Below are 11283 nucleotides of genomic sequence, written 5' to 3'. Positions count from 1 at the left end.
CTGTCGCATCCCGGACGATCATAAGGACGCTTGAGAAACAAATCAGGATGAGAAGCATACCAGTCTTTCATGGCCTGCATCGGCGTTTTGCTTTTCAAAGCCGACTGAGGTAATTGATGGTTGTACAAGGCCACGTAACGTATGAGGGTCTGCTCCAGATCCTGGCCACTGTGAAAGCGGTGCGTCCTGAGCACATCGGCAATGCGCCCATTGAAACGCTCGACCATGCCATTGGTTCTGGGTGTCCTGGGTTTGGTCAGTCGGTGTTCAATGCCCAAGGTCTGGCACAGCTGATCAAACTCGTGCTGGCCCGTGGGCTGGCGCTCACGGCTTGCAAAGAGCCGGTCGGTGAACTCCTTGCCGTTGTCGGTCAGCAGCTTCTGAATCCTGATCGGGCAGGCCTTGTGCAGGGCGCTGAGAAAGGCCTTTGCGCTGGCCGCTGTCTTGTTCTTCTTGATCGCCACGAACACCCAACGCGTGGCGCGGTCAATCGCCACAAACAAGTAGCGCCGCTGCGTCTCATCGGCCATCTGCGGCAGGTATTTCACGTCCATGTGCAGGTAGCCCGGCTCGTAGCGCTTGAAGCTCTTGTGGGGCTCACGCGGTGCGGCCGGCTTGAGCGCCTGAAGCTTACCCAGTCCATGGCGGCGCAGGCAGCGATCCAGCCCGGAGCGGGTGGCCTGGGCACAGATGAACTCGCGAGTGACAGCCAACAGGTCATCAAGCGGCAGCAACAGCGTGCGGCGCAACTCCACGACCACGCGCTCCTGGGCGGGCGTGAGGGTGGTCTGCAGGCGGTGCGCCGTGTGCGAGCAGTCTTGGAAGCTGGTGCGCTTCTTCCACTTGTAGACGGTGGCCTCGGTGATGCCAAAGCGCTGGGCCAGGCTGGCGGCACTGGCGGTGCTCGCGGCAATCTCGGCACGGATGGCCGGTGTGGTGCGCGCATTTTTGTGCAAGGCAATCATCATGGAAGGTCTCCCGCAGGTTGCATAAGGCTTTGTACCAGCTCTCTCATGGCTGCTCGCGCCATGAACAACGGATACCGCTTGGAGTCTATGCAATCATCCGGGATGCGACAGCTAACCCTACTCATTTTCAGTCGCCGCCAACGCGCCCTTGAGGGCCTGCTGGGCATCGGGCGGCAGCACGCCCAGGCGCCAGTGCCCCGGCAGGCCCAGCGACTCGGTGTCGCGCAATTTGATGCCTTGCGCACGCAGCGCGGGCAGGTCCAGCGGGTGCGGCGCGCGGGCGCAGAAGTAGTTGGCCTCGCTTGGCAGGCAGGCCCAGCCGGTCTGTTCCAGCATCTCCTCCTGAGCGAGCTTCCATGCGGCCAGTTGCGCGCGGCTTTGCGCCAGCCAGCGCTGCGTATCGGTCTGCACCCAGGCCGTGAGCATCGCCACCGCGTGCGCGCCCAGCGGCCACGAGGGCGCCCTCTGCTTCAGCGTGTGCGCCAGGGCCAGACCGTGCAAGGGCGCAATCGCATACGCGCCGCGCACGCCCGTCAAACCCAGCGCCTTGTTGGGCGACCAGAGCTGCCAGACGCGGTCCAGCGCATCGGCGCTCAGGCTGCATTCCCCGTTCAGGCGCAGCGGTTCGTAGGCGCGGTCCAGCACCACCACACCGCCCTGTCCTGCCACTGCATTCGCCATGATCTCAGCGCTGCCCAGCGGGCTGGACGGTTCGCACAGCCAGAGCAGGTCGGCCTGGGCGGGCTCGCTTACCCGCTGCAGACCCCAGACCTGCGCGGCCTGGGCGTAATCGCCATAGGCCAGCGCGGGCAGCCAGACCTGCCGCCCACCCGAGTGCGCCACGGCGGCTGTGATGCGCACGATGAATTCGCTGGCGCTGCCCGCGGGCACGATGCGCTGCGCCGCCACGCCATGGAACGCAGCGAGCGCGGCGCACAAGGCGGTGTAGGTCGGGTCGGGGTAGTGCTGCGCGTCGGCCTGCTGCACAGCGGCCAAGGCGGTGGGGCAGGGCCCGCAGGCGTTGGCGTTGGTGGAGAAGTCCCAGCGCGGCACGCCCAGGGCATCGGGGCCACCGTGGGTGCGGTTCATGACCATGCCTTTGCGACGATGAAGAGCAACACCGCGCCGGCCAGCAGCGCCAGCGCGCCGACCACGCGACCGGACAAAAGCAAGGCCATCGCGGTGTCGGCCGTCTGCGGGCAGCGCCCGCTCGGGTGCAGTGTGTAGACGCCGGGCTTGGCCAGGCGCACGTCCAGCGCCAGCGCCATGGCGGCCATGGGCCAGCCGCTGTTGGGCGAGGGCGTGCGGCCCGCTTGGGTGTACAGCTCGCGCCAGCGGCCTGCAGCGCCCAGCACACCGAGCAAGGCAGCGGTCAGGCGCGCGGGCAGCCACGACAGCACGTCGTCGGCCCGCGCGGCCCACCGGCCGGCCCAGGTCCAGTCGCGGCCCTGGTGCTCGCCCCGGTAGCCCCACATGGCGTCGGCGGTGTTGGCAAAGCGGTACAGCGCGGCGCCCGGCAGGCCGGCCACGGCGAACCAGAACAGCGGCGCCAGCACCGAGTCGTTGAGGTTTTCGGCCAGGGTTTCGATCGCGCCCTCGCGCACCTGCGCCTCGTCCAGCGCGCTCACGTCGCGGCTCACCAGCCAGGCCAGCCGCGCCCGCCCGGCGGCCAGCGATTCGCCCAGCGCCGCTTCCACCGCCCGCACCTCGCCCTGCAGCATGCGCCAGGCCAGCAGCGGCTTGAGCAGCAGGCCCAGCGCCAGCGCCTGCCAGCACGGCGAGACCTCGGCCAGGAGCGCCGCCAGACCGAAAGCGATGGCCACCACCACAACAGCCCCGAACAGCCAGGCCAGCGCACCGCGCGCGAACAGCTTCCCAGCCGGCGGGGCGGGTTCGCCCATCGGCGGCGCCACGCGCTGCCCGGCCCAGCCCAGGTACGCGCCCATCGCCACCACCGGGTGCCAGCGCGCGGGCGGCTCGCCCCAGGCGCGGTCCACCCCCAGGGCCACCAGCACCGCCAGCGCACCGACCGCCAGCGGCGGCAGGTCGGGCAGCGCCAGAGCGTCGATCACCGGACGCCGCCCCGCGCTGCACTCATGCGTGGACGCCCTGCGGTGCCGCAGCCAGCGCCTGGGCGCGCCCGGCAGCCGCGTGGCGCAGCGCGCTCAGCAACAGCTCCACATCGTCGGCCTGGTGGGCGGCCGACAAGGCGATGCGCAAGCGGGCCGTGCCCAGCGGCACGGTGGGCGGGCGGATGGCGGGCACCCACAGGCCCTGTTCGCGCAGGCGCTGCATCACATCCAGCGCGGCGGCGTTGTCGCCGATCAGCAGCGGCTGGATCGCGGTGTCCGAGGGCAGCAGGGCCCAGCCGGCGGCGTCCAGCGCCGCGTGGGCACCGGGCGCGAGGCCGGCGCGCAGTTGGGCCACCAGGGCGCGCAGGTGCTGGCGCCGGCGTTCGCCCTCGGTGCCGAGCACACAGCGCAGACCGGCGCGCACCGCCTCGGCCAGCAGGGCGGGCGCGGCGGTGGCGTAGGTGTAGCTGCGCGTCTTTTGCAGCAGCCACTCGACCAGCCGCTCGGGCCCGGCCACAAAGGCACCGGCCACGCCCAGCGCCTTGCCCAGCGTGGCCATGTACAGCACGCGCGGCGAAGCGCCCGGCCCGCTCAGCCCGGCGGCGGCCAGCGCGCCCCGGCCCTGCGGCCCCAGCACGCCAAAGCCGTGCGCGTCGTCCAGCAGCAGCAGCGCGTCGTGCCGCTCGCACAGCGCGTGCAGCCCGGCGATGTCGGCCACGTCGCCGTCCATGCTGAACACGGCGTCGCTGATCACCAGCTTGCGCCGCGCCGGGCTGGCCGCCAGCAGCGCGTCGAGCCGGGCCAGATCGCCATGGGCATAGCGGTGCACCGTGGCCTTGGACAGGCGGGCGCCGTCGATCAGGCAGGCGTGGTTCAGCGCGTCAGAGAACAGCGCGTCGCCCTCGCCCACCAGGGCCGGCACGATGCTGGCGTTGGTGGCGTAACCGGCATAAAAATACAGCGCGCGCGGCAGGCCCACGGCCTGTGCCAGCTCGCCTTCCAGCGCCGCGTTGGCCACGCTGTGGCCGCTCACCATGGGCGAGGCCCCGGAGCCCACGCCGTAGCGGTCCACGGCGGTGTGCACCGCCTGGCGCAGCAGCGGGTCTTGCGCCAGGCCCAGGTAGTCGTTGCTGCAAAAGGCCAGCAGCGACACGCCGTCCACGCTCAGGCGGGCGCCCGGCTCGGGCAGCACCGCGCGGCGCACGCGGCGCAGCGACTGCGCGTCCAGCGCGGCCAGTCGGTCGTCAAATTCATTCAGCCAGCTCATGGCCTTCCTTTTCGTGTTTCCAGGCGCTGGGCAGTTCCAGCCGCACCGCGCGCGCATCGGGCCCTTGCGGCTGCCAGGGCACGACGCCCAGCAGCGGCGCGCCCAGGCGCTGGCGCAGCGTGTCGATGTTTTCGTCGCGGCACAGCATGGCCGGGTCCAGGGTGTTGGCCACCCAGCCGGCCAGGTGCAGGCCGTCGGCGCGGATCGCCTCGGCGCTCAGCAGCGCGTGGTTCAGGCAACCCAGCCGCAGACCGACCACCAGCAGCACCGGCGCGCCGATGGCGCGCGCCAGATCGGCCAGGGTTTCATGCGCGTTCAGCGGCACCCGCCAGCCGCCCGCGCCCTCGACCACCACCGCATCGGCCAGCCCTTGCAAATGGCGGTAGGCGGCCAGCAGCTCGGCCACGTCCACCGGGCGCCCGGCGCGCGCCGCCGCCAGGTGCGGCGATACCGGGTCGGGCAGCGCCACCGGGTTGTCCAGCGCAGACGGCACCGCCACGGTGGAGGCGGCGCGCAGGGCCAGCAGGTCTTCGCTGACCCAACCCCCCTGGTGTTCGATCAGGCCCGCCGCCACCGGCTTCATGCCGACCACCCGGCGGTGCTGCCGCGCCAGCGTGTGCAGCAAGGCCGCGCTGACCAGGGTCTTGCCCACGCCGGTGTCGGTTCCGGTGACGAAAACAGTGTTAAACGGCATCCATGACTCCTTGGTGGGTGGGTTCGCGCCCGGCCCCGGCAGCGACTTCTTCGTCCAGCGTGGCTTGCAGGGCGGCCAGCGCGCCCCGGGCCAGCAGCTCGCCCTCGGCCTCGTCGATCACATACGGCGGCATGGCGTACAGCGTGTGGCCGATGGGGCGCAGCAGCAGCCCCTGCGCCAGCGCGTGGCGGGCGCAGCGGCGGGCGAAGTCGGGCAGGCTGCTCGCCACGTCCCACGCGAACACCATGCCGCACTGGCGCGCGTGGCGCACGCGGGGGTGGGCCGAGAGCGGCGCGAACTGCGCGGCCAGCCGCGCGCTGCTGGCTGCGTTCTGGCGCAGCGCGTCGGTCTGCTCAAACAGGTCCAGCGTGGCCAGCGCGGCGCGGCAGGCCAGCGGGTTGCCGGTGTAGCTGTGCGAATGCAAAAAGCCACGCGCCACCGCGTCGTCGTAAAACGCCGCAAACACCGCGTCGGTGCTGAGCACCACCGACAGCGGCAGCGTGCCGCCGGTCAGGCCTTTGGAGAGGCACAGAAAGTCGGGGCGGATGCCCGCCTGCTGGTGCGCAAACAGGGTGCCGGTGCGGCCGAAGCCGACCGCGATTTCGTCCAGCACCAGGTGCACCTGGTGCCGGTCGCAGAGTTCGCGCGCGCGCCGCAGGTACAGCGGGTCGTGCATGGCCATGCCGGCGGCGCACTGGATCAGCGGCTCGATGATCACGGCGGCGGTTTCATGCGCGTGCTCGGCCAGCCAGTCGCCCAGGGCGGTGGCGGCCCGCTCGGCCACGCCGGCCGGGGTTTCACCGGGCGCGGCCTGCCGCGCGTCCGGGCTGGGCACGGTGGCGGCCAGGCGCAGCAGCGGCGCGTAGGCTTCGCGGAACAAGGGAATGTCGGTGACCGCCAGCGCGCCCACGGTCTCGCCGTGGTAGCCGCCGGCCACGCCGACAAAACGGTTCTTGCCGCCACGCCCGGCGTTGCGCCAGTGGTGCGCGCTCATCTTCAGCGCAATCTCGGTGGCGCTGGCGCCGTCGCTGCCGTAGAAGGCGTGGCCCAGGCCGGTGAGCGCGCCCAGCCGCTCCGAGAGTTCAACCACCGGCGCGTGGGTGAAACCGGCCAGCATCACGTGGTCCAGCGTGTGGAGCTGGTCAATGAGCGCGGCGCGGATCGCGGGGTGGTTGTGGCCGAACAGGTTGACCCACCACGAGCTGATCGCGTCGAGGTAACGGTTGCCTTCGTGGTCGTGCAGCCACACGCCCTCGGCCCGCGCCACCGGAATCAGCGGCAGCGCCGCACCCTGCGGCTCGTGCAGCTTCATCTGGGTGCAGGGGTGCCACACGGCGGCCAGGCTGCGGCGGCGCCAGTCGTCGTTGACAGACATGCCGGTGCGCCCTCAGTCGGCGCTGCCGATCGGCAGCAGCAGCGGGTCCCCGGCCTGCGGCCCGGCCGGTTCGCTGCGGGTTTCGACGATGCGGTTGCGTGCATCGGGGAACACCAGCCGGGGCACGGCCTCGTCGAGCCGGTCTTCGTGCACCATGCCGAAGGCCGCGATGATCACCAGGTCGCCCACGCTGGCGCGCCGGGCCGCCGAGCCGTTGAGCGAAATGATGCCGCTGCCGCGCGGTGCACGGATGGCGTAGGTGATGAAACGCTCGCCGTTGTTCACGTTCCAGATGTGGATCTGCTCGTTGGGGCGGATGTTGCTCGCCTCCAGCAGGTCGTCGTCGATGCCGCACGAGCCTTCGTAGTGCAGCTCGCAGTGGGTGACGGTGGCGCGGTGGATTTTGGATTTCAGCAGGGTGCGGAACATGGTCTCACTCCTCAAGCGCCAAACGAGTGGCGCGGCTTCATGCCCAGGCGCTGCAGCAGCGCGCGGTCGGCGTCGACGTCGGGGTTGCCGGTGGTGAGCAGTTTTTCGCCGTAGAAGATGGAGTTGGCGCCGGCCGCGAAACACAGGGCCTGCACCGCGTCGCTCATCGCCTGGCGCCCGGCCGACAGGCGCACCCGCGCCAGCGGCATGGTGATGCGCGCCACCGCGATGGTGCGCACGAACTCCAGCGGGTCCAGGTCGGGCTGCTCGGCCAGCGGCGTGCCCGGGACCTTCACCAGGTGGTTGATCGGCACCGACTCGGGGTAGGCGGGCGTCAGGTTGGCCAGCTCGGCCACCAGCGCGGCGCGTTGCAGGCGCGATTCGCCCAGGCCCACGATGCCGCCGCAGCACACCTTGACGCCCGCGCCGCGCACGCGCGCCAGCGTGTCCAGCCGGTCCTGGTAGTCGCGCGTGCTGATGATCTCGCCGTAGAAATCGGGCGCGCTGTCGAGGTTGTGGTTGTAGTAGTCCAACCCGGCGTCGCGCAGGGTTTCGGCGTGGCCTTCGCCCAGCATGCCCAGCGTGGCGCAGGCCTCCAGGCCTTCGGCCTTGACGGTGCGCACCAGCTCGGCCACGGCCTGCACGTCGCGGTCTTTGGGCGCGCGCCAGGCCGCGCCCATGCAAAACCGCGTGGCCCCCGCCTGCTTGGCGCGCTGCGCGGCTTCGCGCACGGCGTCCACGCCCATCAGTTTTCCCGCTTCCAGGCCGGTGTCGAAATGCACCGACTGCGGGCAGTAGCCGCAGTCTTCCGGGCAGCCGCCGGTCTTGACCGACAGCAGCGTGGCCAGCTCGACCTCGGTCGGGTCGAAGTGCTCGCGGTGCACGCTCTGGGCGCGGTACAGCAGCTCGGCAAACGGCAGCTCAAACAGGTCGGCCACGGCCTGCACCGACCAGCGCGCCGCTGCGGGCGGGGTGCTGAGCGCTGGGCTGCGCGCAACCAGGCGCACGGGTTGGAATTCGGGGGTCAGGGTGCTGCTCATCGGTGGGTGTCCTGAATGGGTGGTGAGGGTCAGTCTTCTATGCCGCGCTGGGCCGGGATACCGGCCTGGAAGGCGTGCTTGATCAGCGTCATCTCGGTCACGGTGTCGGCCAGCTCGATGATCTCCGGCGGGCAGCGCCGACCGGTGATGAGCACGTGCGTGTGGCGCGGGCGCTCGCGCAGCGTCTGCAACACGTCGGCCAGCTCCAGCCAGCCGTAGATCAGCGGGTAGGTCAGTTCGTCCAGCGCGACCAGAAAATAATCACCGCTCATGATAGCCGCGCGCGCCTTCTGCCAGCCGTCGCGCGCGAGTTGCGCCGAATGCTCCAGGTCCTGACTCTTCCAGCTAAAGCCGTCGCCCAGGCCTTCGATCGGGATGCCGATCTGCTCGAACAGGCGGTGCTCGCCAAAGCGCGCACTGGGCACTTTCATGAACTGGTAGATTTTCACCGCTTTGCCACGTCCGTGCGCACGCAGCGCCAGGCCAAAAGCCGCCGTGCTCTTGCCCTTGCCGTCGCCGGTGTTCACGATCACAAGGCCGCGGCGCTCGCCCTCGGGTTTTTCGTAGGGTTTCTCAGTGGGTGCAGATTCGATTTGCATGGTTTGGTGTCGTGTCGCCGGTTCGTTGGTCATACATTCATTGCGGCAAGGCCACCCAGCGCGGGCCCAGCGCGTGAATGGCAATGCGGTGCTCGAACACCGCCTCCAGCGCCCGGTGCGCAGCGGTCTGGTGCGTGGGGCCGGCGTGCGCAATGCGGCCCTGCTGCATCACCACCACCTCGTCGGCCATGAGCGCCAGCGTGATTTCGTGCAGCACGCTGACCACGGTTTTGCCCTGCGCCACCAGGCTGCGCACCAGCGCGATCCAGTCGGCCTGGTGCGGCGGGTCCAGGTTGGCCAGCGGCTCGTCCATCAGCATCACATCGGCCTCTACCGCCAGCAGCCGCGCCAGCAGCACGCGCTGACGCTCGCCACCCGACAACGCACCCAGCGGGCGGCACTGCCAGTCCCAGGCCTGGGTCTGGCGCAGCGCGCGCTCCACGGCGGCGTGGTCGGCCGGGCTGGGGGGTGCCAGCCAGGCCTGGTGCGGCAGGCGCCCCAGCAAGGCCACGTCGTACACCGTGAGGTCGTCGGCGCTGGCTTCAGCGGCACCGCTTTGCGCCAGCCAGGCCAGCGCCCGGGCGCGCACACGCGGCGCCATGCGCGCCATGGGCTGGCCGTGCAGCAGCACGTCGCCACGGTGCGGCAGCACCCCGGCCAGCGCGCGCAGCAGGGTGGATTTGCCCGCGCCATTGGGGCCGACGATGCAGGTCCAGCGGGCAGCGCCCAGCGCCAGGTTCACGCCCTGCAGCACATGGCGCTGGTTGCGCCCCAGGCCCAGCGAGGCGTGCAGGCCCAGCGCCTGCAGCGCAGCGGCGCGCCGTGGCTGTGCGCTGGTGCCGGTGCCAGGGGTGCCGGGGGTGTTCAACATGGCGTCAGCCCACCCGCTTGCGCATGAGCCACAGCAAATAGCCCCCGCCCAGCACCGCCGTGAGCACGCCCACCGGCAGCTCTTGTGGCGCCAGCAAGCCGCGCGCCAGCATGTCGGCCAGCATCAGCAGCACGCCCCCCATCAAGCTGGCCAGCAGCACCAACCAGGCGTGGGTGGTTTTCACCACCGCACGCACCAGGTGCGGCGCGGCCAGGCCCACAAACGCGATCAGCCCGGTCTGCGCCACGGCGGTGCCGGTGGCCAGGGCCAGAACCCCCACCAGCGCCGCACGCAGCGGGCCCAGCGGCAGGCCCAGGCTGAGCGCGGTGGCCTCACCCAGCGCCAGCCCATCGAGCACACGCGACAAGCCCCAGGCCAGCAGCAGGCACACCAGCCCGATGCCGGCCATCAAACCGAAAGACACCCAGCCGACAAAACCGGTGGAGCCGAGCATGAAGGCTTGCATGGCCTGCAAAATCTCGGGCGTCGTGAGCGTGACCAGCGAGGTGAATGCGCCCAGCACCACCCCCACCACCACCCCGGCCAGCAACAGGCGCAGCGTGTGCTGCACCCCACGCGCCAGCGCCAGCGTGAGCAGCACCGCCAGTACAGCACCCACAAAGGCCGCTCCGGTCAGCCCCAGGCGCACCACCCACTCGGTCGCAAATGGAGACACGCCCAGCCCGGCCAGCGCCAGCGCCACACCCAGCGAGGCACCCGAGGCGCTGCCCAGCAAAAAAGGATCGGCCAGCGGGTTGCGAAACAGACCCTGCGCCACCGCGCCGGCCAAGCCCAGCAAAGCGCCGGCAGCAAACGCACCGGCCGTGCGCGGCGCGCGGATGTCCCACACAATCTGCGCGGCCACCGGGTCTTCCAGCATCCGCCAGACCGACTCCAGACCGGTGCTGCCCACCCCCAGCCCCAGCACCGCCAGCACCGCACCGCCCCACACCAAGCCCAGGGCCAGCCACAGCGGGCGCGCCGAGGTGGCCCGCTCGACCGGCACAGACTTTTGAGGCTGTGGCAGCGTGGGGCCGTTCAAGGCGCCCTCTCCTGCAGGCAGCGCGCCATGAGGCGGGCGGCTTCGGCCATGCGCGGGCCAGGCCGCACCAGCACGTCGGATTCGGTGTTCGAGAACACGCACAAGCGGTCTTCCCGCACCGCACGGATGCTGCGCCAACCCGGGCGCTGCGTCATGCCTTCAAAGTTGCGGTCGCCCACCATGATCACGTCGGGGTTGGCCCGCACCACAAACTCCGGGTTGAGCTTCGGGAACGGCCCCAGGCTGACCGGTACGATGTTTTGCACACCCAGGCGGGTGAGCGTTTCGCCAATGAAAGACGAGGTGCCTGCGCCGTAGGGCCCTCGGCTCACTTCAAAGTACACCCGCGTGTTTTTCACCTGCGGCGGCAGCGACTGCGCCGCCGCCGACACCGCCGCGTCAATGTGGCGCCAGATGCGTTGCGCGGCCTGCTCGTCCACACCCACCACCTGCGCCACCTTGCCCAGCACGCGCAGCACATCGGCGTGGGTTTTAGGCTCCAGCGCCACCACCTTCAGCCCCAAGGACTCCAGCCGCTGCACCACCCGCGACGATTGCGCGAGCAACACCACGTCGGGCCGCAGCGCCACGATGGCTTCCACATTCGGGTCAATACCGCCGCCCACGCGCGGCAGCCGGGCAATGGCCTGTGGCCAGTTGGAATAGCGGTCCACCCCCACCAGGCGGTGGCACTGGCCCAGCTCGCACACCGTTTCGGTCAGCGACGGCAGCAGCGAGACGATGCGCTGCGGCGGCGCGTCCCAGCGCACGGTCACGCCACGGTCGTCGGTCACCTGCAGCCCGGCCGCCTGCACACTGCCGACAAAAAAAGCCCAGACCACCAGGCACGCGGCCAGCCAGCCCAAGCACGGGTTCGCAGCTGTTTTCATGGGGAGACTCCGGTTAAAGACTTGTGGAAACGGGCC

General features: G+C 70.5%; 12 protein-coding genes. All 12 read right to left on the bottom strand.

Translation table 11 applies throughout. From position 1 onward, the window contains the following. Positions 1-968 (bottom strand): IS481 family transposase (locus EST26_RS09445; protein ID WP_291067337.1); only part of this gene is annotated, 968 nt, incomplete at its 3' end. A 117-nt stretch (positions 969-1085) separates the two neighbouring features. Continuing rightward, positions 1086-2057 (bottom strand): aminotransferase class I/II-fold pyridoxal phosphate-dependent enzyme, encoded by a 972-nt coding sequence (locus EST26_RS09440; RefSeq protein WP_291067336.1) that lies wholly within the window; start codon positions 2055-2057, stop codon positions 1086-1088. Next, positions 2054-3040, bottom strand: coding sequence for an adenosylcobinamide-phosphate synthase CbiB (cbiB, locus tag EST26_RS09435; protein ID WP_291067334.1), 987 nt, complete (start codon positions 3038-3040; stop codon positions 2054-2056). The genes EST26_RS09440 and cbiB overlap by 4 nt, the downstream gene beginning before the upstream one ends. Before the next feature lie 22 nt (positions 3041-3062). Beyond that, positions 3063-4307, bottom strand: a complete 1245-nt coding sequence (locus EST26_RS09430) for an 8-amino-7-oxononanoate synthase (protein ID WP_291067333.1) — start codon at positions 4305-4307, stop codon at positions 3063-3065. Continuing rightward, positions 4291-5001: a dethiobiotin synthase gene (gene bioD / locus EST26_RS09425; protein WP_291067330.1), complete on the bottom strand. Its 711-nt coding sequence runs from the start codon at positions 4999-5001 to the stop codon at positions 4291-4293. Before bioD ends, EST26_RS09430 begins: the two co-directional genes overlap by 17 nt. Further along, positions 4991-6376 (bottom strand): adenosylmethionine--8-amino-7-oxononanoate transaminase, encoded by a 1386-nt coding sequence (locus EST26_RS09420; RefSeq protein ID WP_291067328.1) that lies wholly within the window; start codon positions 6374-6376, stop codon positions 4991-4993. Before EST26_RS09420 ends, bioD begins: the two co-directional genes overlap by 11 nt. Positions 6377-6388: 12 nt before the next feature. Continuing rightward, on the bottom strand, positions 6389-6805 hold the full coding sequence (gene panD / locus EST26_RS09415; RefSeq protein ID WP_291067326.1) for an aspartate 1-decarboxylase: 417 nt from the start codon (positions 6803-6805) through the stop codon (positions 6389-6391). A gap of 11 nt (positions 6806-6816) precedes the next feature. After that, positions 6817-7845, bottom strand: a complete 1029-nt coding sequence (gene bioB, locus EST26_RS09410) for a biotin synthase BioB (protein ID WP_291067324.1) — start codon at positions 7843-7845, stop codon at positions 6817-6819. Between the two features lie 29 nt (positions 7846-7874). Next, entirely contained in the window at positions 7875-8444 is a 570-nt protein-coding gene (gene cobO, locus EST26_RS09405; protein WP_291067322.1) for a cob(I)yrinic acid a,c-diamide adenosyltransferase, read from the bottom strand. A 37-nt stretch (positions 8445-8481) separates the two neighbouring features. Beyond that, entirely contained in the window at positions 8482-9315 is an 834-nt protein-coding gene (locus EST26_RS09400; protein WP_291067321.1) for an ABC transporter ATP-binding protein, read from the bottom strand. Between the two features lie 4 nt (positions 9316-9319). Next, positions 9320-10288 carry an iron ABC transporter permease gene (locus tag EST26_RS09395; protein WP_291067344.1) on the bottom strand — a complete coding sequence of 323 codons (969 nt, stop codon included), beginning with the start codon at positions 10286-10288 and terminating at the stop codon, positions 9320-9322. A 65-nt stretch (positions 10289-10353) separates the two neighbouring features. Then, positions 10354-11247 carry a helical backbone metal receptor gene (locus EST26_RS09390; protein WP_291067319.1) on the bottom strand — a complete coding sequence of 298 codons (894 nt, stop codon included), beginning with the start codon at positions 11245-11247 and terminating at the stop codon, positions 10354-10356. Positions 11248-11283 lie beyond the last annotated feature (36 nt).

Source organism: Hydrogenophaga sp. (genome assembly GCF_014773545.1).
Lineage (GTDB): Bacteria > Pseudomonadota > Gammaproteobacteria > Burkholderiales > Burkholderiaceae_C > Hydrogenophaga.
This window is presented reverse-complemented; position numbering and strand designations above follow the sequence as displayed.

Excerpts from the sequence above, each read along its gene's own strand:
- bioB (WP_291067324.1), bottom strand. The coding sequence starts at position 7,845 with ATGAGCAGCACCCTGACCCCCGAATTCCAACCCGTGCGCCTGGTTGCG.
- cobO (WP_291067322.1), bottom strand. The coding sequence starts at position 8,444 with ATGCAAATCGAATCTGCACCCACTGAGAAACCCTACGAAAAACCCGAG.
- EST26_RS09440 (WP_291067336.1), bottom strand. The coding sequence starts at position 2,057 with ATGAACCGCACCCACGGTGGCCCCGATGCCCTGGGCGTGCCGCGCTGG.
- EST26_RS09420 (WP_291067328.1), bottom strand. The coding sequence starts at position 6,376 with ATGTCTGTCAACGACGACTGGCGCCGCCGCAGCCTGGCCGCCGTGTGG.
- bioD (WP_291067330.1), bottom strand. The coding sequence starts at position 5,001 with ATGCCGTTTAACACTGTTTTCGTCACCGGAACCGACACCGGCGTGGGC.
- EST26_RS09400 (WP_291067321.1), bottom strand. The coding sequence starts at position 9,315 with ATGTTGAACACCCCCGGCACCCCTGGCACCGGCACCAGCGCACAGCCA.
- EST26_RS09390 (WP_291067319.1), bottom strand. The coding sequence starts at position 11,247 with ATGAAAACAGCTGCGAACCCGTGCTTGGGCTGGCTGGCCGCGTGCCTG.
- panD (WP_291067326.1), bottom strand. The coding sequence starts at position 6,805 with ATGTTCCGCACCCTGCTGAAATCCAAAATCCACCGCGCCACCGTCACC.
- EST26_RS09430 (WP_291067333.1), bottom strand. The coding sequence starts at position 4,307 with ATGAGCTGGCTGAATGAATTTGACGACCGACTGGCCGCGCTGGACGCG.